Origin of the sequence: Novosphingobium rhizosphaerae (assembly GCF_050920675.1) — a bacterium.
Taxonomy (GTDB): domain Bacteria; phylum Pseudomonadota; class Alphaproteobacteria; order Sphingomonadales; family Sphingomonadaceae; genus Novosphingobium; species Novosphingobium rhizosphaerae.
Genome location: NZ_CP137861.1, coordinates 2622910 through 2647635 on the forward strand (window position 1 = coordinate 2622910; position 24726 = coordinate 2647635).

General features: G+C 66.9%; 26 protein-coding genes and 1 tRNA gene. 11 read left to right on the forward strand and 16 right to left on the reverse strand.

What is annotated here, in order from left to right:
* Positions 1-261: 261 nt before the first annotated feature.
* Together R9J51_RS11980 and R9J51_RS11985 are read right to left on the reverse strand one after the other, a co-directional pair.
* Positions 262-891 (reverse strand): LysE family translocator, encoded by a 630-nt coding sequence (locus R9J51_RS11980; protein ID WP_179504569.1) that lies wholly within the window; start codon positions 889-891, stop codon positions 262-264.
* Positions 892-998: 107 nt separating this feature from the next.
* A complete protein-coding gene (locus R9J51_RS11985; RefSeq protein ID WP_168554672.1) occupies positions 999-1352 on the reverse strand; it encodes a darcynin family protein in 354 nt (117 codons plus the stop codon).
* Between the two features lie 139 nt (positions 1353-1491).
* On the opposite strand from R9J51_RS11985, the gene R9J51_RS11990 reads away from it, so the two are divergent.
* Positions 1492-2076: a TetR/AcrR family transcriptional regulator gene (locus tag R9J51_RS11990; RefSeq protein ID WP_432787415.1), complete on the forward strand. Its 585-nt coding sequence runs from the start codon at positions 1492-1494 to the stop codon at positions 2074-2076.
* Between the two features lie 26 nt (positions 2077-2102).
* Here the strand turns inward: R9J51_RS11990 and lexA are convergent, their stop codons facing one another.
* The 9 genes from lexA to R9J51_RS12035 are packed head-to-tail and all read right to left on the reverse strand — an operon-like array spanning position 2103 to position 10883.
* Positions 2103-2783 (reverse strand): transcriptional repressor LexA, encoded by a 681-nt coding sequence (gene lexA, locus R9J51_RS11995; RefSeq protein ID WP_179504571.1) that lies wholly within the window; start codon positions 2781-2783, stop codon positions 2103-2105.
* Between the two features lie 57 nt (positions 2784-2840).
* Positions 2841-4085, reverse strand: coding sequence for a molybdopterin molybdotransferase MoeA (locus R9J51_RS12000; RefSeq protein ID WP_179504572.1), 1245 nt, complete (start codon positions 4083-4085; stop codon positions 2841-2843).
* Complete coding sequence (moaC, locus tag R9J51_RS12005; protein ID WP_169474267.1) at positions 4082-4552, reverse strand: cyclic pyranopterin monophosphate synthase MoaC; 471 nt, start codon at positions 4550-4552, stop codon at positions 4082-4084. The genes R9J51_RS12000 and moaC overlap by 4 nt, the downstream gene beginning before the upstream one ends.
* A gap of 7 nt (positions 4553-4559) precedes the next feature.
* Entirely contained in the window at positions 4560-4994 is a 435-nt protein-coding gene (locus R9J51_RS12010) for a reverse transcriptase-like protein (RefSeq protein WP_432787417.1), read from the reverse strand.
* 7 nt (positions 4995-5001) lie between these two features.
* Complete coding sequence (trpC, locus tag R9J51_RS12015; protein WP_179504573.1) at positions 5002-5790, reverse strand: indole-3-glycerol phosphate synthase TrpC; 789 nt, start codon at positions 5788-5790, stop codon at positions 5002-5004.
* A 10-nt stretch (positions 5791-5800) separates the two neighbouring features.
* Complete coding sequence (gene trpD, locus R9J51_RS12020; protein WP_179504574.1) at positions 5801-6796, reverse strand: anthranilate phosphoribosyltransferase; 996 nt, start codon at positions 6794-6796, stop codon at positions 5801-5803.
* Positions 6793-7377: an anthranilate synthase component II gene (locus tag R9J51_RS12025; protein ID WP_168554679.1), complete on the reverse strand. Its 585-nt coding sequence runs from the start codon at positions 7375-7377 to the stop codon at positions 6793-6795. The genes trpD and R9J51_RS12025 overlap by 4 nt, the downstream gene beginning before the upstream one ends.
* A gap of 10 nt (positions 7378-7387) precedes the next feature.
* Positions 7388-8935, reverse strand: coding sequence for an anthranilate synthase component I (gene trpE / locus R9J51_RS12030; RefSeq protein WP_179504575.1), 1548 nt, complete (start codon positions 8933-8935; stop codon positions 7388-7390).
* 4 nt (positions 8936-8939) lie between these two features.
* The gene (locus tag R9J51_RS12035) at positions 8940-10883 is read right to left on the reverse strand and encodes a peptidylprolyl isomerase (RefSeq protein WP_168554680.1); all 1944 of its coding nucleotides are present in this window, start codon (positions 10881-10883) and stop codon (positions 8940-8942) included.
* A 276-nt stretch (positions 10884-11159) separates the two neighbouring features.
* On the opposite strand from R9J51_RS12035, the gene tpiA reads away from it, so the two are divergent.
* The 3 genes from tpiA to R9J51_RS12050 all read left to right on the forward strand — a co-directional run bounded on the left by tpiA (position 11160) and on the right by R9J51_RS12050 (position 14237).
* Positions 11160-11930: a triose-phosphate isomerase gene (gene tpiA / locus R9J51_RS12040; RefSeq protein WP_168554681.1), complete on the forward strand. Its 771-nt coding sequence runs from the start codon at positions 11160-11162 to the stop codon at positions 11928-11930.
* 75 nt (positions 11931-12005) lie between these two features.
* Positions 12006-12401, forward strand: a complete 396-nt coding sequence (secG, locus tag R9J51_RS12045) for a preprotein translocase subunit SecG (RefSeq protein ID WP_168554682.1) — start codon at positions 12006-12008, stop codon at positions 12399-12401.
* 204 nt (positions 12402-12605) lie between these two features.
* Positions 12606-14237, forward strand: coding sequence for a CTP synthase (locus tag R9J51_RS12050; RefSeq protein ID WP_168554683.1), 1632 nt, complete (start codon positions 12606-12608; stop codon positions 14235-14237).
* A gap of 91 nt (positions 14238-14328) precedes the next feature.
* Here R9J51_RS12050 and R9J51_RS12055 read toward each other — a convergent pair whose 3' ends face one another.
* A complete protein-coding gene (locus tag R9J51_RS12055) occupies positions 14329-14793 on the reverse strand; it encodes an Hsp20 family protein (protein WP_168554684.1) in 465 nt (154 codons plus the stop codon).
* A 170-nt stretch (positions 14794-14963) separates the two neighbouring features.
* Here R9J51_RS12055 and grxC point away from each other — a divergent pair, with 170 nt between their 5' ends.
* From grxC to R9J51_RS12075, 4 genes are all read left to right on the forward strand, one after another.
* The gene (gene grxC, locus R9J51_RS12060) at positions 14964-15239 is read left to right on the forward strand and encodes a glutaredoxin 3 (protein WP_179504576.1); all 276 of its coding nucleotides are present in this window, start codon (positions 14964-14966) and stop codon (positions 15237-15239) included.
* Complete coding sequence (locus tag R9J51_RS12065) at positions 15236-16090, forward strand: carbon-nitrogen hydrolase family protein (RefSeq protein ID WP_179504577.1); 855 nt, start codon at positions 15236-15238, stop codon at positions 16088-16090. Before grxC ends, R9J51_RS12065 begins: the two co-directional genes overlap by 4 nt.
* Positions 16087-16596, forward strand: coding sequence for a DUF1178 family protein (locus R9J51_RS12070; RefSeq protein ID WP_169474275.1), 510 nt, complete (start codon positions 16087-16089; stop codon positions 16594-16596). Before R9J51_RS12065 ends, R9J51_RS12070 begins: the two co-directional genes overlap by 4 nt.
* Positions 16597-16650: 54 nt before the next feature.
* Positions 16651-16727 (forward strand) — tRNA-Arg (locus R9J51_RS12075).
* Positions 16728-16828: 101 nt separating this feature from the next.
* Here the strand turns inward: R9J51_RS12075 and R9J51_RS12080 are convergent.
* The 3 genes from R9J51_RS12080 to R9J51_RS12090 form a co-directional block, all read right to left on the reverse strand.
* A complete protein-coding gene (locus tag R9J51_RS12080) occupies positions 16829-17725 on the reverse strand; it encodes a histone deacetylase family protein (RefSeq protein ID WP_179504578.1) in 897 nt (298 codons plus the stop codon).
* Positions 17726-17829: 104 nt separating this feature from the next.
* Positions 17830-18264, reverse strand: coding sequence for a GNAT family N-acetyltransferase (locus tag R9J51_RS12085; RefSeq protein ID WP_179504579.1), 435 nt, complete (start codon positions 18262-18264; stop codon positions 17830-17832).
* 72 nt (positions 18265-18336) lie between these two features.
* Complete coding sequence (locus tag R9J51_RS12090) at positions 18337-19479, reverse strand: FAD-dependent monooxygenase (protein WP_246865891.1); 1143 nt, start codon at positions 19477-19479, stop codon at positions 18337-18339.
* Between the two features lie 162 nt (positions 19480-19641).
* On the opposite strand from R9J51_RS12090, the gene R9J51_RS12095 reads away from it, so the two are divergent.
* The 3 genes from R9J51_RS12095 to R9J51_RS12105 all read left to right on the forward strand — a co-directional run bounded on the left by R9J51_RS12095 (position 19642) and on the right by R9J51_RS12105 (position 24220).
* A complete protein-coding gene (locus R9J51_RS12095; protein ID WP_432787419.1) occupies positions 19642-22131 on the forward strand; it encodes a TonB-dependent receptor in 2490 nt (829 codons plus the stop codon).
* 112 nt (positions 22132-22243) lie between these two features.
* Positions 22244-23161 (forward strand): NAD-dependent epimerase/dehydratase family protein, encoded by a 918-nt coding sequence (locus tag R9J51_RS12100; protein ID WP_179504581.1) that lies wholly within the window; start codon positions 22244-22246, stop codon positions 23159-23161.
* Positions 23162-23206: 45 nt separating this feature from the next.
* Positions 23207-24220: a LysR family transcriptional regulator gene (locus R9J51_RS12105; RefSeq protein ID WP_179504582.1), complete on the forward strand. Its 1014-nt coding sequence runs from the start codon at positions 23207-23209 to the stop codon at positions 24218-24220.
* A gap of 39 nt (positions 24221-24259) precedes the next feature.
* Here the strand turns inward: R9J51_RS12105 and R9J51_RS12110 are convergent, their stop codons facing one another.
* Complete coding sequence (locus R9J51_RS12110) at positions 24260-24724, reverse strand: winged helix-turn-helix transcriptional regulator (RefSeq protein WP_179504583.1); 465 nt, start codon at positions 24722-24724, stop codon at positions 24260-24262.
* Between the last annotated feature and the right edge of the window lie 2 nt (positions 24725-24726).

The following is a 24726-nucleotide window of genomic DNA, read 5'->3' on the forward strand; positions in this document are numbered from 1 at the left end:
TTTTCCCGGCGGTCCGTTGCAGGCCGGGGAGCAAGCCCAACTGCGCTTTCGGCTCGGCGTGGACGCTGATGGAAGCCCGAGCGCTTGGCGAACAACAGGATCCACCGTGGATTCCGATAGCAAGTTTGCCCAATCCAGTTGCGCCGCCCTGATGCGGCGCGCCCGCTTCCGGCCGTTATGCGATGCAGCCGGCCAGTCGACAAAGGGCTGGTTTTTCGGCCAAGTGCATTACGTTTTCCCGCGAAGGTGAAATTCTGCGGTCTAGCGGGCGGAGGAAACAGCCAGCTTCAGGCCGAAGCCCACGAAGACCCCGCCCGTCAGACGATCGAGCATGGTAACAAGGCGAGGTTTCTGCAGGGCCGTGCCCAGTCGCGCGGTGGCTGCGATCAGCGCCGCGAACCAGACCAGTCCCAGCACGACATGGACGCAGGCCAGCCCGAACGAATAGGCCGCCACGTTTGTGCCAGGCGGCACGAACTGGGGCAGGAAGGTGACGTAGAACACACCCACCTTGGGATTGAGCAGGTTGGTGAGGAAGCCGCGCCAGAACGCGTTCGTCGCCGTGTTGGCGCGGGTTGAACCGGCGCCGCTATCCAAGGAGCCGCGCGGTTTCCACAAGAGCTTGATGCCCAGCCACAGAAGGTAGGCCGCGCCCGCCAGTTTCACCACGGTATAGGCGATCTTTGAGGCGCCCAGCACAGCGCCGAGGCCGAGCGCGGCCGCCGCGCCCCAGGCCAGGCAGCCAAGTGCGATCCCCAGGGCAGCGCGCGCGGCGGCAGGCTTGCCTTCCACCGCTGCCGCGCGAAGCACCAGTGCCGTGTCTACACCCGGCGTGATCGTCAGGATGGCAACAGCTGCGAGAAACGCGAGCAGCAAGGTGATTTGGGCCATGTGCGCTTCTACCATGCTGGCCGATCGCGAGCCAGTTCTTGCCGTGCCGGTTGTCCCGGCGCCGGCGGCGTGGGGCGGGCGGCCGGCTCGTCCCACGCCAGCGGTGCTCAAGCCGTTAGGGCTGGCCGATCATAATTGTTGGCATAGGCGTTCTCGACGCCGGGCAGGATTTCGACGATCGAGAAATACCGGTCCCAAAACGGGGTTTCGCGCAGGCTTTCGACCAGCAACTCGTAGCTGTGGTGATCGACTGCTTCCCACATCCACACGTCGGTGACGCGCGTGGCGTAGAATTCCACGTCGAAAAAGCGCAGCGACACCCTGTCGGCATATCTTTCGAGGATCGGGCTGACATGCTCGCCCAGCAGGGCGAAGCGGCGATCGATGGAGAAGCCGAGCCATTCGGGCGAGGTCTTCACCAGCATGAAGACGGTGAGCGCGGGGGTAAATTGCTTGGTCATGGTGCATCCTTGCATCGTGCAGTGAGGCCCCTAGAATGCGAGCAGATCATCACATTTGGCTACTCGCATTCCCGCCATGCCCGAACCGTCTCCCCCTCCGCGCCAGGTCCCCCGGAAACTGCCGAGACAGGCGCGGGCGGTGGAAACCGTGGCGGCCATCGTCGAGGCGGCGGCTCGCATTCTGGAGCAGGGGGGAATCGCCGCGCTGACCACCAACGCGGTTGCGGCGCGGGCGGGCGTCAGCGTGGGTTCGCTCTATCAATATTTCCCCGGAAAGGAGGCGCTGGTTGGCGCGCTGATCGTGCGCGAGACATCGATCCTGATTGCCGAGTGCGAAGAGGCGCTGGCGCGCGTTTCAGGCCAGGAGGCACTGGTCCGGATGATCGGCGCGGCCGTGGCCCATCAATTGCGACGGCCCAAGCTGGCGCGCCTGCTCGATGTGGAAGAGGCACGAATGCCGCATGACCCGGAAACGCAGCGCGTATCGCGCCATCTCCATGGGATTTTGCGCACTGTTCTGATGCAAACCGACCTTGGCACGCAGAGCGATCTGGACGAAGCGGCGCACGATGTGATGGCCATCGTCAAAGGGATGATCGATGCCGCCGGCGAGCGGCAGGAACAGGACCAGGCCGCGCTCGCCGGGCGGGTGTGGCGGGCGGTCCATGGCTATCTTGCCACTGCCGCCCCGCCTGTTGCGGTCATCCCCATGGCGGATGCATGATCATCCGCCGCGGCGGGCATCAATGATCAATGATAGCGGCGTAGCAGCCCGGCGAGTTTGCCTTGCACTTCCACTTCGTCGGGCGCGTAGAACTGCGGGTTATAGGCCGCGTTGGCAGGATCGAGCCGGATCTGGCCCTTTTCGTGGTGGAGGTATTTCAGCGTGGCTTCCTCACCACGCACCAGGGCGACGACGATTTCACCGTCGCGGGCGGTGTTGGTGCGGCGCACCAGGGCATAGTCGCCATCGAGAATGCCCGCCTCGATCATGGAATCGCCGGACACTTCAAGCGCGTAGTGCTCGCCAGAGCCGAGCAGGGCGGCGGGCACGGGCAGCATGGCCGAGCCTTCCAGCGCTTCGATCGGGGCGCCGGCGGCGATGCGGCCGTGCAGCGGGATTTCGATCACGTCGTTCGCCGCCACCGGAGTGGGGCGGGCCGCCGCAGGAGCGGGGCGTGGCGTGGCATTGCGCGGGGCAGCCTTGGTGGCCAGGCTTTCCGGCTCACGGATCACTTCAAGCGCGCGGGCGCGGTTGGGCAGGCGACGAATGAAGCCGCGCTCTTCCAGCGCGGAGATCAGGCGGTGCACGCCAGACTTGGACTTGAGATCGAGCGCTTCCTTCATTTCTTCAAACGAAGGGGAAATGCCGGAATCATCAAGGCGCGTCTGGATGAACGAGAGCAGTTCGTGCTGCTTGCGCGTGAGCATCCGCAAGTCTCCTTTGGCGAACGAATGCGGAACGAATAAGCAACCAAACCGAACCCGTCAAGCAAATCCGCCAAAATCGAGCAGATAGATCGGCACAAGGCTCCCTTCCGGTTGCATCGGTACGCCGGGTTCGCGCCGCACCAGGCAATTGGCCCGCGCGATGGGGGAAATGGCGCCAGAATCCTGCAGCGGATCGAGCGTCACGCCGTGGCCATCCCATGTGCCACGCAGGAATTCGGTGCGGCTGCCGCCAGCGGGCAACGCCTGGGCCAGCGCGGCATGGAGCGGCGCGGGCAGGGGTTGCGCTGCGCCCAGGGCCGCGCGCAGCAGCGGCAGCAGGAACAGATGCGCCGTGACATAGGCCGAGGCCGGATTGCCTGGCAGGCCGAGGATCACCTGCGGGCTGGCGAGCGAGGTTGCGGCGCGATGGCCCACCAGCAGCGGCTTGCCCGGCTTGATTGCCACGCGCCAGAAATCGATGCGCGCGCCCACCGCTTCCAGCGCCGGACGGACGAGATCGTGATCGCCCACCGAAGCGCCGCCGCTGGTCACCACCACATCGGCGTCGCGCACGCCATCGATGGCGGCGGCCAGGGCATCGAGCCGATCGGGCACGGGGCCGATGCGCCGCACGTCCACCGGCAGGGCCGCGGCCATGGCGGCCAGCATCGGCCCGTTGCTGGCCGGGATCTGGTGCGGCAGCAGGGGGCGGCCGGGGGCGGCGAGTTCATCGCCGCTGTCGATCACCGCCAGGCGCAGGCGGCGGCGCACCGGCACATGGCCGTGCCCGGCGCCGATCGCCAGGGCAATCTGCGCGGCGCCAAGCCGCGTGCCGGTGGGCAACAGCGGATCGTGCGTGGCAAAATCCATCCCGGCCGGGCGGATGTGCCGCGACGGCGGGCTGGGCGGGGTGCCGGTGAGCATGAGCGCATCGCCCTGGCGCGCGGCGTCTTCCTGCAAGAGCACGCAATCCGCGCCGGCCGGCATGGCCGCACCCGTGCTGATCCGCACCGCCTCGCCATGCCCGACATTGCCGGCAAACGGATGGCCCGCCGCGCTTTCGCCCAATACCGTCCACGGCCCGGGCAAATCCGCGCCACGCAGGGCATAGCCATCCATGGCGGAAAGCGCAGTGGCCGGTTGGGTGCGCGCGGCCAAGAGCGGGGCGGCAAGGTAATGCCCCAGCGCTTCGGCCGTGGCGCGATGTTCTACCGAAAGATGTGGCGCCATGGCGACCAGGCGGGCCTGCGCGTCTTCCAGTTGGAGCGGAGGCTGGCGGCCGTTGCTAACCGGGCTGGTCATGGCGCAGACCAATCGCCCGACTTGCCGCCGCGCTTGGCCACCAGGCGGACCGCGTCGATCACCATGCCCTTGTCCACCGCCTTGGCCATGTCGTAGATTGTCAACAAGGCCACGCAAGCGGCTGTCATCGCTTCCATTTCCACGCCGGTCTTGGCGGTGAGAGAGGCTGTTGCGGTGCATTCCACACCCTGTTCGACGAACGCGAATTCCACCGCCACGGCATCGAGCGACAGGGGGTGGCACAGCGGGATCAGTTCGCCGGTTTTCTTGGCCGCCATGATCCCGGCGATGCGCGCGGTGGCCAGCACATCGCCCTTGGGCACGGTGCCATCGCGGATCGCGGCAAGGGCGGTGTCTGACATGCGGATCATGCCGCGCGCCACGGCCACGCGCTGCGTGGGCTGCTTGGCGCCGACATCGACCATGCGTGCATGGCCCTGGGCATCGAGATGGGTAAGCTGCGTCATGCCCTGCTCATGCCATGTGCGGGAAAACGCGCAAGTCCTGTTGCTCGGCCAGTGGCTGTGGCGGAGCCAACCCGGCGCGCAGATAGTCCAATGCGATGCCGGCCAGGTTCTGCGCGCGGCCGACATGGCGCACCCGCACGCGGGAAAATGAAACGAGGCCGTTCCGATAGGCTGCCAGGTAATCGGCCGAGGCGGGATGGGCGGCGGTGCGACCCCGGATCTGATCGATCACGAAGGCGGAATCGCTGCAGAGGATCACATCGGTTTCGCCCAGGCGGCGGGCCAGGTCCAGCGCGCCAAGCAGGGCCAGCCATTCGGCGCGATTGCTGTCCCCCTTGCCGCAATCGGGCGCAAACCAGGTTTGGCCGTGGGCGACGACGGCCATTTCCATGCGGCCGGGGTTGGGCCGGCAGCCGCCATCGAACCACAGCTTGCGCGCCAAGGCGCCCTCAGCCCTGGAGCAGGGCCTGGGTTGCGGCCGTCACGTCGGGCTGGCGCATCAGGCTTTCGCCCACCAGGAACGTGCGTGCCCCGCAGGCGGAGAGGCGCACCAGATCGGCGTGGTGGTTGATCCCGCTTTCGGCCACCAGCAGGGTACCCTCGGGCGCGCGCGGGGCAAGCCGCTCGGTGTTGGCGATGTCGGTCACGAAGCGCTTGAGATCGCGGTTGTTCACCCCGATCAGCCGCGAATGGAGCTGCGCGGCGCGATCCATTTCGGCTTCGTCATGCACTTCGACCAGCACGTCCATGCCGTGCTCGCGCGCGGCCGCCTCGATCTCTGCCATCTGCGCATCGCTGAGCGCGGCGACGATGATCAGGATCGCGTCGGCGCCGATCGCGCGGGCTTCGGCCACCTGCCAGGGATCGACCATGAAATCCTTGCGCAGGACCGGCAGCGCGCAGGCGGCACGCGCGGCCACGAGGAAATCTTCATGTCCTTGGAAATAGGGCGCGTCGGTGAGCACCGAAAGGCAGGCGGCGCCGCCTGCCTCATAGGCACGGGCATGCTCGGCGGGCTGGAAATCGGAGCGGATCAGGCCCTTGGAGGGGCTGGCTTTCTTGATTTCGGCAATCAGGGCAAAACCGCTGGCGGCGCGGGTGCGCAGCGCGGCTTCGAATCCGCGTGGCGCGGTTTGCGTGGCGGCGCGCGCGGCCAGGTCTGCCAGCGACGTGGCGGCCTTGCGCCGGGCCACTTCGGCGCGGGTGGTGTCGCAGATTTCGGTGAGCTTGTCGGTCATTCCAGGGGCCTTACTTCAGCGCGTCGATCCAGCAACGCAGCAGGGCAAGGGCGAGGCCCTTGTCGATGGTTTCGGCGGCTTCTTCCACGCCTTCGTGCCAGTCGGTCACTTCGCCCGCCACCATCAGCGCGGCCGCGGCGTTGAACAGCACAGCATCGCGATAGGGTCCGTGCTGGCCATCGAGCAGGGCCTGGAGCGCGGCGGCGTTGTAGGCCGCGTCGCCGCCGCGGATGGCGTCGACGGGCGCAACGGCAAGGCCGGCGTCGGCCGGCGCAACCCGGTGCATGAGGATCGCTTCGCCATGCACATCGGCCACTTCGTTGCCGCCGGCCAGGCTCAGTTCGTCCAGCCCTTCGTCACCCGAGACGACGAACGAGCGCGCCGTGCCCAGGCGCGCCAGGGCATCGGCATAGATCGGCACATAGGCCGGGCGCGCGATGCCGACGAGCTGGCGCTGCACGCCGGCGGGATTGGCCAGCGGGCCCATCAGATTGAAGATCGTGCGGCGGCCGATGGCGCGGCGGATCGGCATTATCCGGCCCATCGCGGGATGGTGCTTGCCGGCGAACAGGAAGCAGATGCCCAGGTCCGCCAGCGTCTCTTCCGCCGTTTCCACCGCGCGATCGAGATTGAGGCCCAGTGCCTCCAGCGTATCGGCCGCGCCCGCCTTGGAACTGGCGGCGCGGTTGCCGTGCTTGGCCACGGGCACGCCGCAGGCCGCCACCACCAGGCTGACGGCCGTGGAGACGTTGAGCGTGTGGTGCCCGTCGCCGCCGGTGCCGCACACGTCGATGGCGTTTTCCGGCGCAGCCACGGCGATCATGCGTTCGCGCATGGCCTGGGCGGCGCCGGCAATCTCGCTGGCGCTTTCGCCGCGATCGGACAGCGCGACAAGGAAGGCGATGGTGGCATCGTCGTCCACTTTGCCATCGAGAATGGCGGCAAAGGCGGCCTGCGCTTCGTCTTGCGGCAGCGGGGTTTCCGCCACCTGCGGCAGCAGGCTCATGCCGGCATCCGCACGTTCACCCCGCACAGCGCCAGGAAATTGGCAATCAGCGCGTGGCCATGTTCGGTAGCGATGCTTTCGGGATGGAACTGCACGCCATGGATCGGCAGGCTGGCATGGCGAAAGCCCATGGTGTGGCCATCATCCGAGCGCGCGTTGACCACGAGGCATTCGGGCACGTCTTCCACCACCAGCGAGTGATAGCGCGTGGCGGTGAACGGCGAGGGCAGCCCGGCAAACACGCCGGTGCCATCATGGGTGACGGGCGAAGTCTTGCCGTGCATCAGCCCGCCGCGCACGACCTTGCCGCCGAAATATTGCCCGATCGACTGGTGGCCCAGGCACACGCCGAGCAGCGGCACGCCAGCCTGCGCCGCCGCGCCGACGAGATCGAGGCTGACGCCCGCCTCGTTGGGCGTGCAGGGGCCGGGCGAGAGCAGGAAACCCTTGGCGCCGCTGGCCAATGCCTCGGCCGCGGTGAGCGCATCGTTGCGCACCACGTTCACCTGCGCGCCCAGTTCCATCAGGTAGTGGACCAGGTTCCAGGTGAAGCTGTCGTAATTGTCGATGACGAGGATCATGGCCTAATCCCTATTGCCCGAACGCCGGTTCGGCGGCGACGCGGATGGCTTCGCGGGCGGCGGCGAAGAGGGCGCCGGACTTGTGCTCGCATTCGCGCTGTTCGGCCGCCGGGTCGCTGTCGGCGACGATGCCGGCGCCGGCCTGGACGTGCATCACGCCATCCTTGAGCACGGCGGTGCGCAGCACGATGCAGCTATCGACCGAGCCATCGGGCGCGAAATAGCCCACGCCGCCGGCATAGGCGCCGCGCGTTTCGGGCTCGAGTTCGGCAATGATCTCGCACGCACGGACCTTGGGCGCGCCGCTGACGGTGCCGGCGGGGAAGCCGGCGAGCAGGGCATCGACCGAGTCGGCGCGCTTGGTATCAAGCTGGCCGACCACGTTGGAGACGATGTGCATCACGTGGCTATAACGCTCGATCGTGTAGCTTTCGGTGACTTTCACCGTGCCGGCGGCAGCCACGCGGCCCACGTCGTTGCGGCCAAGGTCAAGCAGCATGAGATGCTCGGCGCGTTCCTTGGGATCGGCCAGCAGGCTTTCCTCGTTGGCGCGGTCTTCGGCCGGGGTGGCGCCGCGCGGGCGAGTGCCGGCGATCGGGCGGATCGTCACTTCCCCGTCGCGGATGCGCACCAGGATTTCCGGGCTCGACCCGATCAGGGAAAAGCCGGGCAGATCGAGGAAATAGAGGAACGGCGAGGGATTGATCCGGCGCAGCGCGCGATAGAGCGCCATCGGCGGCAGGGGGAACGGCGCGGTGAAGCGCTGCGCCAGCACGACCTGGAAGATATCGCCGGCAGTGATGTAGTCACGCGCGCGGGCGACCATCTGGCCATAGCGTTCGGGTGCCATCTGCGGTTCGCGCACCAGATCGACCGGCTCAGGCAGGCGCGGATCGGCCGGCAGCGGGCCGTGCAGGCGGGCAAGCGCGGCATCGATGCGGTCGGCCGCGCGGGCCAGCACCACCTCGGGCGTGCCTTCACCGGCCCAGACCGGTGCCACGGCGGTGAGTTCGTCGGTCAGCCGGTCGAACACCAGCAGCACGGTGGGGCGGACGAACAGCATGTCGGGCAATTCGAGCGCGCTTTGTTCGGCACGCGGCAATTTTTCCACCAGGCCGATGGTTTCATAGCCGAAATAGCCCACCAGGCAGGCGAGCGTGGGCGGCAGGCCTTCCGGCACGTCGATCCGGCAGCGTTCGACCAGCGCGCGCAGTTCTGCAAGGCTGTTGCCGGGCAGCGCGGCAAAGGCCTCGCGGTCGGTCTGCCACGTGGTGTTGACCTCGGCCGCGGGACCAGTGGCGCGGAACACCAGGTCGGGATCGAGCCCGACCAGGCTGTAGCGCCCGCGCACTTCGCCACCTTGCACCGATTCCAGCAGGAAATCGCCGCGTTCGGGCACGAACAGCTTGCGCGCGGCGCTCACCGGGGTTTCGCTGTCGGCAATCAGCTTGCGCCAGACCAGCGCCGGCTTTCCGGCCGCCAGCGCGGCGAAGGCCGCCGCGCTGTTTTCGGGCTGGGCGCCGGTGGGCGGCGCGGGACGCGACAAGGTCTGGGTCATGGTCTTACTGGGCACCGACAAGCTTGGCATTGAGCGCACGCAGCGCGGTTTCATTGCGGGAAACGCCCACGCTCTTGCGGATCGCGAGGCGCAGTTCCTCGGCGAGCTCGCGGCCCATGTCGAGGCCGAACTGCTTGCCCGCCTGGCCCAGGAAGGGATCGCCGGCCGGGATCGTGCCGGGCGTCACGTTCTTGAGCGCGATGACATAGAAGCCGGCCTTGTTCGGCGCTTCGAGCGGCTTGGACGTGCCCTTGGACATGGCGAAGAGCAGCACCAGCGGCGGCGGCAGTTGGCGTCCGCTCTGCTGCATGGCGGCCAGCTGTTCGCGGGTGATGCTCACTGGCTGGGCCGGGGGCAGCGTCACGCCCAGGGCCTTGAGCGCATCGGCCAGCGAAGCACCCTTGGCCATGGCATCAAGCACCTTGGTCGACGCTTCCTTGGCCTTGGCCACGCCCTGTTCGGTGGCGAAATCACGCGCGACCTGGTCCTTGATCTGCGCCAGCGGAGCAGGGGATGCCGGGGTGATCTGGCCAACGTCATAGATCGCGATGCGCTTGCCATCGGCTAGCGGGGTCACCTGGCCTTCGCCTTCGTGTTCCATGGCAAAGGCACCCTGGAGCAGTGCGGCGACATCGGCGGGTGCCTTTTGCCCTGCTTGGCCGAACACGGTGCCATCGGCGGTCAGCGCGGGCGTGGTGGCCAGCGTCAGCCCCTGGGCCTTGGCCACGTCGGCGAGGCCGGTGTGGTTTTCGAATTCTTCTTCCAGGCGGGTCGACAGGTCGAGCAGCGCGGCGTGGCGCTTTTCCACCGTCAGATCGGCCACGATTTCGGACCGGGCCTGCTCCAGCGTCTTGCCGGGCTTCTTGACCACGGCATCGACGCGGATCACGTGCCAGCCAAGGCCGCTCTTTGCCGGGGTGGCGACTTTGCCCTGGGCCGCGGCAAACACGGCATCGGCCACGGCGGCAGACGTCTGCCCAGCTAGCTTGTCACGCGTAAGATCGGCGATCTTGCTGGCGGCAAGGCCCTGGGCACGGGCGGCGGCCTCGATGCTGGTGCCACCGGCCACTTGCGCGGCAAGCGCCTGCGCGGCGGCCTGGGTCGGCACGACGACCTGGGTCACGGTGCGCGTCTCGCTGGGCGCATAACTATCGGCCTTGGCCTTGTAGCGGGCGGCGATATCCGCGTCGCTGGGGGCGGGCACATTGGCCAGCGTGGCTTCGTCGATCACGGCATAGCGCACGGTGCGGCGCTCGGGCTGCTGGTAGCGCGCGGCGTTGGCCTTGTAATAGCCGGCCAGCACGTCATCGGAAGGCTTGTCCTTGCTCGCAAAGGCCAGGCTGGGCAGGAAGGCGATGTCGCCGTCGCGCTTTTCCTTGAGCATGGCGGCATAGCGCGCGGTGGCCGAAGCGGGCAGCGCCGTGCCGACGGAAACCGGCGAGAGCACCTGGCGCACGATCAGGCTTTGCGTGATCGACTTGCGCACGGCCGCGTCGGTCAAGCCGCGCTGGGCCAGGAACGCGCGATAGACCGCATCGCTGAACTTGCCATCCGGGCCCTGGAACGCCGGCTGCTTGGCGATTTCGCTGTCGACCAGGCGGTCGGACACGCCCATGCCAGAGCGCGCGGCCCATTCCTGCAGCGCGGCGCGGTCGGCCAGGCCGGTGAGCGCATCATTGAGCACGCCCTGGGCCAGGAACTGCTTCATCGTCAGCGTCGGGTTCTGCTCCCGTTCCTGATCGAAGGCAGTGGTGATGGTCTTTTCCAGCTCTGCCACGGCCACCTGGCTGCGGCCGACAGTGGCCGCCGCTTCGCCGCCGCCGGTCTGGCCGACGCGAAGGCCGGTCACGTCGGCGCCGGCAAAGGCCAGGGCAAGGAGACCGATGAACACCAGGGCGAAAAGCGCGCCGATGCGGGAATGGATCAGTTTACGAAACAGCGAGAGCATGGGATGCGATCAAATCCGCCATATATCTTGGTTGGCCTGCCTTAGGAGGCTTGCGCCGATCCCGCAATGCCTGTGGCGGGTGCCGGGGCGGGGCGTTTGGCCTGCCCGGCGCACGGCACTTCATCGCGCGGGCCTTGCGCTGGCGGGCCAATTGCAGGCAAGGGGATTGCAAGGAATCGGGATTCTGCAATCCGCCCGCCGGCAGGTGCCGTGCCGGCAGGGGCGGATTGCCAGCACCCGGTCACGGGGCAAACAGCACGAGGGACAAGGCCTGCCATGGCACAACGACCATACATCGTCGGGAACTGGAAGATGAACGGAAGCCGGGCCATGATGGCCGAGGCCCGCGCAATCGACCGGGCCGCGGCGCGCCATCCCCAGGTGGATATCGCGCTGGCCCCGCCCTTTCCGCTGATCGGCCTGCTGCGCGAAGCGGTGACCGGCATCGGCGTGGGCGGCCAGGATTGCCATACCCAGGCCAAGGGGGCCCACACTGGTGACGTTTCGGCCGCGATGCTGGCCGATATCGGCGCCGACTTCGTGATTCTGGGCCATAGCGAGCGCCGCCGCGACCATGGCGAAAGCGATGCCCTGGTGCGTGCCAAGGCCGATGCCGCCCTGGCCGCCGGGCTGGGCGTGATCATCTGCGTGGGCGAAACCCTGGAAGAACGCGACAGCGGCCGGGCCGAAGCCGTGGTTGCCGGGCAAGTCGATGGCTCGCTGCCGACGGGCGACGCCGCGCTGGAAGCGGCCAATGCCGGCAAGCTCGCCGTCGCCTATGAACCCGTCTGGGCGATCGGCACCGGCCGCGTGGCCGACGTGGAAGACGTGGTGGCGATGCACGCGGCCGTGCGGGCACGCCTGGTGGCGGCCTATGGCGAGGCCGGCAGCCGCCCGCGCATCCTGTATGGCGGTTCGGTCAACGCCGGGAACGCCGCGGCGCTCCTGGCCGCGCCCGAAGTGGGCGGCGCCTTGGTGGGCGGCGCAAGCCTGACTGCCGATGCCTTTCTGCCGATCGTGGCAGCCGCCGGCGCGGGCGAGGGCTGAGAGTCGGGAAATCGGCCCCTTGCGCAAGGGGCCGGCGCGCCCTAAGTGCGCCGCAACAGTTTCAGGCGGAACCTCATGTCGCTCTTTATCTTCCTCACCGTCATCCAGGCGCTTGTCGCAGCAGCGCTGGTCGGCGTGATTCTCATCCAGAAGTCCGAAGGCGGCGGCCTTGGCGTGGGCGGCAGCCCGGCCGGCTTCATGTCGGCCCGTGGCGCGGCTGATTTCCTCACCCGCATGACCTCGATTCTCGCCGCGCTGTTCGTGGGGCTGAGCATCGTGCTGGCGGCCATGGCGGTGAACACAGGTGGCACGCGCAGCCTCGACACCTCGTTGCAGCGCACGGCCGATCCGCTGGCCGGGCAAAGCCAGCAAGGTGGGGCACAGCAGCCCGCGGCCCCGGCCGCTGATCCTTCGGCGGCGGCGGCTCCGGCTGCACCGGCCGATCCTTTGGGCGGCGCCGCCAAGCAGTAATACCGTGCAAGCATGAAGCCAGGCGTTCCCGCCGCACAGGCGGGGGCGCCGGTTTTGTTTTTGCGCACCCATTTCGTGACGGTCCCCGCGCCCGCAGGTGGCACGGGGACGGCCACGGTTCGTCTCGCGCTTGTGGATTGCCATGCCATTCGGCGTCGGTTCCGCTTGCGCTCCTGTCCCTTCTGACGCTAAGGCCCAACTCCCATGGCGCGGTACATTTTTATCACCGGCGGCGTGGTCTCCTCGCTCGGCAAAGGTCTCATGGCGGCAAGCCTCGCGGCGTTGCTCCAGGCTCGTGGCTATCGGGTGCGGATCCGCAAGTTCGACCCCTATCTCAACGTCGATCCGGGCACGATGAGCCCCTATCAGCACGGCGAAGTCTTCGTGACCGACGATGGCGCCGAGACCGATCTCGACCTTGGGCACTACGAGCGCTTTACCGGGGTTTCGGCCCGCCAGGCTGACAACATCACCTCGGGCCGCATCTATCGTGACATCATCGCCAAGGAGCGGCGCGGCGATTACCTGGGCGCAACCGTGCAGGTGATCCCGCACGTGACCGACGCGATCAAGGACTTCGCCCAGACCGAGACCGAAGACCTCGATTTCGTGCTGTGCGAAATCGGCGGCACGGTCGGCGACATCGAAGGCCTGCCGTTCATCGAGGCGCTGCGCCAGCTGCACAACGAGCTGGACCGCGACCAGACCTGCTTCGTCCACGTCACGCTGGTGCCCTATATCGCGGCGGCGGGCGAGCTGAAGACCAAGCCCACGCAGCACTCCGTGCGCGAGCTGACTGGCCTTGGCATCCAGCCCGACATCCTGCTGTGCCGCTGCGAAAAGCCGCTGCCCGAGGGCGAGCGCGCCAAGATCGCGCAGTTCTGCAACGTGCGCAAATCGGCGGTGATCCCCGCGCTCGACGCCAGCAGCATCTATGCCGTGCCCTTGCAGTACCATGCCGAGGGGCTGGACGCGGAAGTGCTGCGCCACTTCGGCATGACCGCGCCCGAACCGAACCTGGCGGTGTGGGACGATATCGTCGACCGCTACCAGAACCCGGAAGGCGAAGTGACCATTGGCGTGGTCGGCAAGTATGTCGGCCTGCAGGACGCCTACAAGTCGCTCAACGAAGCACTGGCGCATGGCGGCATGGCCAACCGCGTCAAGGTCAACGTGCGCTGGATCGACGCCGAACTGTTCGAGCGTGAAGACAGCGAGATTGCCGCCCATCTTGAGCCGATGCACGGCATCCTGGTGCCCGGCGGCTTTGGCGAGCGCGGCTCGGAAGGCAAGATCGCCAGCGTGCGCTTTGCCCGTGAGCGCGGCGTGCCGTTCTTCGGCATTTGCCTGGGCATGCAGATGGCCTGCATCGAAGGTGCGCGCAACACGGCCGGGATTGCCGAGGCTTCGTCCACCGAGTTCGGCCCGACCAAGGAGCCGGTGGTGGGCATCATCACCGAATGGATGACCGCCGAAGGCCTGGAAAAGCGCGAGGCTGGCGGCGACCTGGGCGGCACGATGCGGCTGGGCGCCTATGAAGCGCACCTGGCCGGCAACAGCCACGTATCGAGCATCTATGATGCCACCACGATCAGCGAGCGCCACCGCCACCGTTATGAAGTGAACGTCGCCTATCGCGATGCGCTGGAGCAGGGCGGCCTGCGCTTTTCCGGCATGTCGCCCGATGGACTGCTGCCCGAAATCGTTGAGCGACCGGACCATCCGTTCTTCATCGGCGTGCAGTTCCATCCCGAACTGAAGAGCCGCCCGTTCGATCCGCATCCGCTGTTCAAGGGCTTCATCGCGGCGGCGGTGAAGCAGGCGCGGCTGGTTTGATCCTGGCCTCGTTTCAGGGTTTCAACGCATGAAAAAAGGGGCGCTGGCCGCATATGGCCAGCGCCCCTTCTTGTGTCAGGCTGTCAGTGGATCAGGCGGCCGCGCTGGCGTCGCCGCCGTCCACCACCGAAAGCGCCTTCTGGTTGCCGATCAGCACCTTCTTGGGCTTCATCGCTTCGGGCACTTCGCGCACCAGGTCGATGGTCAGGAGGCCATCGGCAAGGTCGGCCGCGCTCACCCGCACGAAATCGGCGAGTTCGAAGCGGCGTTCGAAGCTGCGGTTGGCGATGCCAAGATGCAGGTACTGCTTGTCGGCCAGATCGGCCTTGCTGCCCTTGACCACCAGCAGGTTCTGCTGCGCGGTGATATCGAGTTCCTCCGGCTTGAACCCGGCGACGGCCAGCGTGATGCGATAGGCATCGTCGCCCTGGCGTTCGATGTTGAAGGGCGGATAGTTGTCACCGGCATTGGCGCGGGCCTGGCGTTCGAGCAGGTCGAACAGGCGATCGAAGCCCACGGTGGTGCGGCGATAGGGGGTGAAATCGAAACGGTTCATGGCAATATCCTCTTGTCGAGCAATCTGCACGTGCCCCGGCCCGGGAAACTCCGGCGCTGGAGCGGGTTGAAAGTGATGCGCCCGGCTTGCGGCGCGCCTCACGAACAACCATGTGTGGGCTGCGTCGCGCATTTCAAGGCCCCCATTTCACCATTTCAAGCGGAGCGAGCATGAGCCAGAGCCCAACCCCCAAGGTCGAAATCTACACCAAGTGGGGCTGCCCCTATTGCGTGCGTGCCAAGGCCCTGCTCGACGCCAAGGGCGTTGCCTATGAAGAGCATGACGTGACCATGGGCGGCCCGAAGCGCGCCGAAATGCTGGAGCGCGCGCCCGGCGCCGCCACGGTGCCGCAGGTCTTCGTCAACGACCAGGCGCTGGGCGGTTCCGACGATATCCACGCCCTCGATCGCGCCGGCAAGCTCGACGCGCTGCTCGGCCTCGCATGAGCGAAGCGGTAAAAGTCGCCCTGTTGCAGATGACCAGCGGGATCGACCCGCTGGCCAATGCCGCCACCATCGCCGATGCCGTGGCGCGCGCGGCGGGGGAGGGGGCGGCGATGCTGTTTACGCCCGAGATGGCCGGCCTGATCGATCGCGATCGCGCGCGCGCCGCGCCGCACATCGTGCCCGAAGAGGCCAATCCCGTGCTTGCTGCCGCGCGCGAGGCGGCGGCACGCCATGGTATCTGGGTGCACCTGGGCTCGCTGGCGGTGAAGCCCGATGGCGCCGCCGGCGCTTCGGGTGATGGGCGATCGGCCAACCGCGCTTTCGTGATCGACGCGGCTGGTGACATCGCCGCGCGGTACGACAAGATGCACATGTTCGACGTGGACCTCGCCACGGGCGAAAGCTGGCGCGAATCGGCCGCCTATCGACCGGGCGAGGCCGTGGTGACGGTGGCAACGCCGGTGGGGCGGCTGGGCCTGGCGATCTGTTACGATATCCGTTTTCCGGCGCTGTTCGAGGCACTGGGCCAGGCGGGCTGCGATTGCATCGCGATTCCCGCCGCGTTTACCGTGCCCACGGGCAAGGCGCACTGGCACCTGATGCAGCGCGCCCGCGCTGTGGAAGCGAGCGCTTTCGTCATTTCCGCCGCGCAGACCGGCCGGCATGAAGACGGGCGCGAAACCTATGGCCACAGCCTGGTGGTCGATCCGTGGGGTGATGTGGTGCTCGACATGGGGGGCGACGCCGGCCTGGGCTTTGCCGAAATCGATCCGGCGCGCACCGCGGCCGTGCGGCAGCAACTGCCGAGCCTTGCCAACAAGCGGCCCGTGCCCATATCGCACGCGTCATGATTGTCTTCGATCTGCAATGCACCGGCGGCCAGCACCGCTTCGAAGGATGGTTTGCCTCGTCCCGCGACTATGCACAGCAGCAGGAACGCGGGCTGGTTACCTGCCCGGTGTGCGGCAGCGACGACGTGGTCAAGGCAGTGATGGCCCCGGCCGTGGGACGCAAGGGCAATCAGGCGCCCGCCATGCCTACGGCCGCGCCCGCGCAGAGCGCTGCGCCGGGCGGGGCAGCGGCACCAAAGAGCGCGCCGGCCACACCACCCCCATTGCCGCCCGAAGCAGTGGCCATGCTGCGCGCCGTCGCGCTGGCCCAGGCCGAGGCGATCAAGAGTTCGACCTGGGTGGGCGATTCGTTCGCCCAGGACGCCCGCGCCATGCATTATGGCGACAAGGATGTTGCCCCCATCCATGGCCAGGCAACGCCCGAGGAAGCGCGCGATTTGCTGGACGAAGGCATTGCCATCGCGCCGCTGCTGATCCCGGTGGCGCCGCCTGGCGAAGTCAACTGAACCGGGCCAAACGCACATTGCCTTGCCGCCACCACGCCCTTAAGAGAGGCGCGGGCGCCCGTAGCTCAGCAGGATAGAGCACCAGATTCCTAATCTGGGGGCCATGGGTTCGAATCCCGTCGGGCGCACCAACAAAATGCCCGGTCTCGTAGAGGCCGGGTTTTTTGTTGGTGGGTCACAGGCAGGATTGGAAGTTCGAGCCGGAGCACAGCGGCGGCAACCGCTGGCGGGTTCAGCCAATCAGGGCACCCAGAGTGAGAATCGTGCGGGCGTGGCGGCGGGCCACGGCCTGGCGGTCTGCGCCGTAACCGCCGCCCAGCGTGCTGGCGAGGGGGATGCCGCGTCGCCAGGCTTGCGAGGCGACGAAGCGGTCGCGCGCGGCAAGGCCTTCGTCGGTGAGGGCAAGGCGGCCCAGGCGGTCGTCCGCATGGGCATCGACGCCCCCCTGGAGCAGGATGAGGTCGGGGGCAAAATCATCGAGCACCGGCACGAGGGCGCTGTTCAGGGCTTCGAGATAGTCAGCGTCGCCGGTCTGGTCGGGCAGGGCCACGTCGAGCGAGGAGCGCGCCTTGCAGGTGGGGAAATTCTTTTCGGCGTGGAGCGAGAGAGTAAAGATGTCCTGGCGCCCGGCGGTGAGCATGGCGGTGCCATCGCCCTGGTGCACGTCGAGATCGAGAATCAGGATGCGCGCCACGTCGCCTTCCGCGATCAGCCGGTTGGCGGCCACGGCCAGATCGTTGAACACGCAATATCCCGCGCCGCTCTCGGCCAGGGCATGGTGGCTGCCGCCAGCGCTGTTGGCGGCATAGCCGTGGCGCAAGGCCAGCTTGGCCGCCAGCCAGGTGCCACCGGGCGACAGCTGCGACCGGCGCGCGATCGGCGGATCGATGGGGAAGCCGATGCGGCGCTGCTTTTCGGGCGGGACGGCGCAGGCCAGCACTTCCTGGACATAGGCCGGATCGTGCACCGCTTCGAGCCAGGCGGGCGGCATGATCTCGGGCGCGTGGACCGTCATCGGCGTGCCGCTTGCGTGCAGTGCCTGCATGACCAGCGCGTATTTGTCGTGCGCAAAAGTGCCAGGCCGATCGGCATGCACGACATAGCCGGGATGATGGACGACATGCAGCATGCCGGCCGCGTTACCGGCCCTGGCCGCGCGGGTCGAGCCGTCTTGCCCCAGTGGGCAGGCGCCGAACCCAGACCGGCCCACCGCGAGCGCTTTGCATCACACGCTCAGGCAGCAAGGGGTGCCAGCGGTTTCTGCAGGAAAAAGCGACTTTGCCCGCGCGGGTGGTCTGCCAGGGTGCCGAACACGGCAAAGCCGAGCTTTTCGTAAAAGCCGCGTGCCTGGAACGCATAGGTATCGAGCCAGATGCCGACGCACCCGTGCGTGCGGGCAAGGGCTTCGGCCCGCGCCATCAGGGCTTCGCCATGACCCTGGCCGCGATGGCTTGCGGGCACGGCGAGGAGTTCGATGAACAGCCAGTCGTAGGCGATCTTGCCCCACAGGCCGCCCAGTTCGGCGCCATCGGCATCGGTCAGCAGCAGCGCGACCGGGACGAGGCCGGGGTTCCCCCCTTCGCGCAGGTTATAGGCGCGCAAAGGGGCAAGGATGGCTTCGCGCTGCGCGTCGGTGGGGTGGGCGGCGTGGGTGATAGTAAGCGTCATGGCGCCGTTCTTGGCCGCAAACCGCGCGGGCGGCAACGGCCAAGGCTGGCGCCACGAGCGGCGTTGGGCGGTTCAGAACGGCTGGTTGAGCCGATCGAGCGCGCCTTCCAGGATATGGGCATGCTCGGCCGGGCTGCCATGGGCAAGTTGCAGGCGGCCCACCGCGATCGAGCTGTCGATCACGTCCTGGCAGCGCGGATAGCGGCGTTCCTGATAGGCATGCAAGCCGGCGGCCACGTCTGCCCCGGCGCGGGCGAGTTCCTCGGCCAGGACGATGCCGCTTTCCACCGCCATGCCCGCGCCCGAGGCGAGATGCGGAGTGGTGGCGTGGACGGCATCGCCGAGCAGGACGACGCGACCGGTGTACCACGGGCGCGGCTGAAGCGCGGCGGCTAGCGGGCGATAGTTGATCCAGTCCGCCGGGGTCATTGTATCGCGAATCCAGCCGGCATGGCCGCCGAAATCGGCCAGCAGGGCCTTGAGATCGTCGAACAGTTCCTGCTCGGTACGGAAGGTTTCGCGCTCTTCATGCGCGGTGAGCATCCACATGTAGATGCTGTCGGGGCTGCACGGCGTGATGCCGCAGGGGTTTTCGTGCCCGAGGTAGAATTCGCCCATGTCGAGCGTGGGCGGCTTGCGCATCGAGATGCGCCAGCAGCCCTGGCCGGTGGGCAGGGCGGGCGCCATGTGGGGGAATGCCAGGGTGCGCATGTGCGAGAAAACGCTGTCAGCGCCAACCACCAGGTCATAACGCCCGGCGCTGCCGTCGGAAAAGGTGACATCCACGCCATCGCCGCTTTCCGTGAGGTTGCTGACCGTCAGGCCCAGGCGCACCGGGATGGCCAGTTCGCGCACGCGGCCCTGCATGATCTTGTGCAGCACCGGGCGCATGATGCCCCCGGTGGCCGGCAAGCCTTCCTCGATCACCGGCTCGTCCAGATCCTTGATATGCGCGCCGTCAAAGCGGAAAAGCCGGGTCTTGTTGGTGATCGCGCCCTGCGCCTTGATCTGGTCGAGCAGCCCCAGGCGGCGATAGGCCCGCAAGGTTGGCCCGGTAATGGTGATGCCCGCGCCATAGACGCGCCATTGCGGGTCCAGGTCGATCAGTTCGACCGACACGCCGCGTTCTGCCAAGGCGATGGCTGCGGCCATGCCGCCGATGCCGCCGCCAACGATCAGCGTCTTGGTGACGCCGGTGATGTTCTCCCGTTCCATGCCGCCATGGCTAGAGCGCAGCGCGAAGGACGCAAATCCGAAGCATGGATAGGCGCCCATCCACACAATCGGTAAGACGGGCCGGCATGATTGCCTTACGTGACGCCCCATGAGGTTTGCCGCGCCAAAGATGCGCGGAAATGCTCCGGGGAGGACTTGTACATGACAAAGATGCGCGCATGCGCCGGCTTTTCGGTTTCCGTTCTGGCTCTGGCCGTGGCTGCAACAGCGGCACAGGCACAGGACGCAGCGCAGCCGGTGGCACCCCAGCAAGCCACGCAGGGCGCCGCGAGCGGCGATACCGGCCTGGGCGAGATCGTGGTGACGGCACAGCGCAAGTCGGAAAGCATCCAGAAGGCAGCGATCGCGATCGATGCCGTTTCCGGCAACGACCTGATGCAACGCGGCGTGACCAACGCCCAGGACATCACCAAGCAGGTTCCAGCCATCAGCGTGACCAATGGCGGCGGATCGAACACCTCGATCTTCCTGCGCGGCGTGGGCAACGTGACCAACAGCTCGTACAACGATCCGGCCGTCACGCCCAGTTATGACGGCGTGGTGCTGGGCCGTGCGGCGGGCGCATTCTCGGCCGCGTTCTACGATCTCCAGCGGGTCGAAGTGCTCAAGGGGCCGCAGGGCATTCTCTATGGCCGCAACGCCACGGGCGGTGCCGTTAACATCATCCCGGCGCGCCCGGAACTGGGCAAGAACGGGATGGGCTTCAACCTGTCTTATGGCAATTACGACGCGGTCAACGTCGATGGCCACGTCAACCTGGCGCTGGGCGACAGCACGGCGCTGCGCGTCGCCGGCACCCGCCAATACCACAAGGGCTATAACCGCGATGGTTCGGACGATCTGGATCGCAGCGGGGTGCGTGCGCAACTGCTGTTCGAACCGAGTTCGGATTTCAGCCTGCGCCTGGGCGCGGACTGGACCAAGGTGGGCGGCGTCGGCACGGGCAGCAGCTATGTCGGCTCGTTCGATCCCAGCTACAATTTCATCCCCGCCGGGTTCGATACCAGCGAAGGTCTCAACACCAAGGCCGCCAATGCCTGGCGCCAGCAGCAGCTGGCGGCGCCGGGCTTCGGCTTCCTGAACGCGATGAACCGGCAGCAGTCGATCGACTTCACCTATTGGGGGGTGAATGCAGAGCTGAACTGGAACACCGGCCTGGGCAAGCTGACGATCATTCCGGCCTATCGCAAATCCAGCGGGGAAAGCTATTTCTATGGCCCCGCGTTCAACACTGCCTATGCCAACGAAACCGACAACCAGTTCAGCCTGGAAACCCGCCTGTCGGGAAGCAAGGGCATGGTGGACTATGTGCTGGGCGGGTTCTTCTTTGACGAAAAGATCAAGTCGGTCAGCGAGTACAACCAGGAATTCGTGCTGCCGATCCAGTCATACACGCACAAGACCACGAGCTGGGCGCTGTTCGGCCAGTTGACCGCCCATGTGACCGACCGGCTGCGCCTGGTGGGTGGTGCGCGCTATACGCACGACCACAAGGACATGAACGGGATGATCAACAATTTCATCACGTTCTGCGGCGGTGCCCCCGATGGCGTGGCGCCCGAACTGATCACGCCGCCAGCTTCGTTCGCCTATGGCTGCGCCAGCCCCAGCGCCTTGCCGCGCTACCCCAACCTGCTCAGCACCGGGGCGACGGTCGACTGGCTCAAGTCCAACGGCTGGATCTCGTCCAGCGCCACCGACCAGGCGAACGTGCAACTGTTCGACCTGACCACCGGCAAGGGGCAGATCCTCAAGACCTACAATCCGGTGGTGGCGCAGGGCAGCTATTCGCGCGTCACGTGGAAGGGCGCGGTGGAATTCGACGTGGGGCCGCGCTCGCTGCTCTATGCTTCGGCCGAAAGCGGCTATCGCGCCGGCGGGTTCCAGCTGGCCGAGGGGCGCCCCAGCTACAAGCCGGAATTCATCACGGCCTATACCATCGGTTCCAAGAACCGCTTTTTCGACAATCGCGTCCAGCTGAACCTGGAAGGCTTCCTGTGGAAGTACAAGGACCAGCAGATCACCTATTTCACCTATGATACGTCGGGTACGGTGATCAATTCCAACGAGAATGCCGGCCGTTCGACCATCAAGGGTTTTGACATCGACGCCATGGTGCGCCCGTTTGCCGGCACCACGCTGACCGGCAAGGTGCAATACCTCGATGCCAAGTACAACGACCTGCACCTCTATACCGCCGCCCCGCGCGACAACATCGGTTGCCCTTATACCTATACGGGGGCTTCGGCCGGTGGCGCGCCGGTCAAGGATTTCAACTGCTCGGGCAAGCCGCTGCTGTTTGCGCCCAAGTGGACGGTGAACCTGGGCGCGGAGCAGGTGGTGCCGGTGGGCCAGGAACTGGAACTGGTGGGCAACGTCAACACCGCCTGGCGTGCCGACCAGTGGGGCGCGTTCGAATACCTCGATTTCGAGCACATCCGCGCCTATTGGACCACCGACCTCGCGCTCACCCTGCGCAAGGCCGATGGCGGCTGGTCGCTCGGCGGCTTTGTCAGCAATCTGGAGAACAAGCGCCGGGTGGCAATGCCGCAGCTTTCGCCGATCGGCATGGCCGTTTCGCACTATGGCGCGCCGCGCACCTATGGCGTGCGGTTTTCGGCGAACTTCTGATCCGCAAGGCCACATCGCATTTCCGGGCGCCGGGGGCCACACTGGCCCACGGCGCCCGTCTACCGTTATCCGTTTGACCGCGTTATCCTTCCGCACGAGGAGTTGCCATTCCATGACCATTCTCATCACCGGTGCCGGTGGCTTCGTTGGCCGCGAAATCGTTGCGCGCTTGCTGGCACAGGGACGGGGCGTGGTGGCCATGGACACCGTGCCCGACGGCATTCCTGCCGGCGCGCGGGTGGTGGCGGGTGACCTGGGCGATGCGGCGGTGCGTGCAGCGGCGCTGGGCGAGGGGGTGAGCGCGATCATTCACCTGGCCACAGTGCCGGGCGGCGCGGCAGAAGCCGATCCGGCCGCTTCGCGGCGGATCAACATCGATGCCATGTACGATCTTCTGCTGGAAGCCACCGCGCTGGGCCGGCCGCGCTTTGTCTATGCCAGCTCGATCGCGGTCTATGGCGATCCGCTGCCCGCGCGGGTGGACGATGCCACGCCGCTCAGCCCCAAGATGATCTATGGCGCGCACAAGGCGATGATGGAGCATGCCGTCGCGCTGTTTGCCAATCGCAGCGCGATCGAGGGCGTGACGGTGCGGCTGCCGGGTATCCTGGCGCGGCCCAAGGGGCCATCGGGGATGAAAAGTGCCTTCATGTCCAACCTGTTCCACGCGCTCAAGGCCGGGGAAGCGTTCGTCTGCCCGGTTTCGGCCGGCGCGACCATCTGGGCGCAATCGGTGGCGGCCTGTGCCGACAATTTCCTGCACGCCCTGGCGCTCGATACCGCGCTGCTGCCGCCCACTTATGCCGTGACATTGCCGGCATTGCGGGTGACGATGGGCGATCTGGCCTCCGAAGTGGCGCGGCAATGCGGCGTTCACGCCGATCTGGTCAGCTATGCGCCCGATGCTGCGCTGGAAGCGGCGTTCGGGGCACAGCCGCCGCTGGAAACGCCTGCGGCAGAGCGGGCAGGCTTTGCCCATGACGGTGATATTGCTAGACTGGTGGAAAGCGCGTTGGCGACACTGGCCTGACACAACAAGAAAACGGGCCGCCAACGCCGGGAAGAGGAACAAGCCATGCGTTTCCAACGACTGGATCTCAATCTGCTGGCGGCGCTTGACGTGCTGATGCAGGAAAAGAGCGTGAGCCTGGCGGCCGACCGGCTGTGCCTGTCGCAATCGGCCACGTCGAGCGCCCTGGGCCGCCTGCGCGAGTATTTCGGTGACGAACTGCTGGTGATGAAGGGCCGCTCCATGGTCCTGACCGCGCGGGCGGAGGAGCTGATCGAGCCGGTGCGCGCCGTGCTCGACCAGATCCGCACGACCATTGCCATTGCCCCGCCATTCGATCCGGCAACGTCGGATCGGCAAGTGCGGATCATGGCTTCGGACTATTCGACGCAAGTGCTGCTGGCGGGGGCTTTGGCCGAACTGGCCGAGCGGGCGCCGGGCATGCGCTTTGAAATCCAGCCGATGGGAGACAATCCGGTCGACGTGCTGGAGCGCGGGCAGATCGACCTGCTCCTGACCATCGACCTGGCGATCAGCGCCGATCATCCCAGCCAGTTGTTGTTCGAAGACGATTACGTGGTGGTGGGCGACGCGGGCAATCCGGCCCTGCACGGCGAGATGACGCGCGAGCGCTATTTCGAACTGGGCCATGTCACCGCGCGCTTTGGCAAGACGCGCACGCCGGCTTTCGATGACTGGTTCGTGCGGCGGCAAAAGACGCAGCGGCGGATCGAAGTGATCGCGCCATGCTTCCTTTCGCTGCCCGGGCTGGTGGTGGGAACCCGCCGCGTGGCAACGATGCACCGCCGCCTGGCGCGCCAGATGGTCAAGACCCAGCCGCTGGTGATGCGCGAACTGCCGTTCGACATGCCGACCATCCGCGAAGCAGTCCAATGGCACATTTCCAACAACAACGACCGCCCGTTGCGCTGGGTGGTGGAGCAACTGGCTGCTTTCGCCAACGACGGCGAGCAGTGCGACAGTAGCAACGTGGTGCCGATCGCCGAATTGCGCCGCGATGAAATGGCCATGGAATTCCAGCAGAAGCACGGCCACCTGGCGAGCAAGCCAAACGCCTGAGCGGCAAGGGCAGGCGTTCACGCAGGCGCGGCGGTCGCCTCAATCCTCGTCGCGCGTGTCGAACGCGGCGCGCGCGGCCGCGATCGCGGGGCCGCGCGCATTGACCCAGTCGATCAAGGCGCGCACCTGGCCGGCGAGATCGTGGCCCAGGGGCGTGAGCGCATAGGACACGCGCGGTGGCACGTCTGCCGTGACGTGGCGCTCCACAAAGCCATCGCGTTCCAGCGCGCGCAGCTTGAGCGTGAGCACGCGCTGTGAAATCGCCTGCTCTGCCGATAGTTGCGAAAGCGCACGGCGCAAGTCGGCATGGCGCCAGGTGCCGATCATCAGCACTTGCAGGATAAGCGCGGTCCAGCGATCGCCCATCATGGCCATGACCGCACGCGTGGGATCGGATCGCTGCGTGCCGTGGGCGGCCATGTCGACTGCCAGGGCGATCAGGCCGGGGCGCAGCGCGGCGGGAAAACGGGCGGTTTCCACTGTCACCTCAAGATCGCGTCCCATGG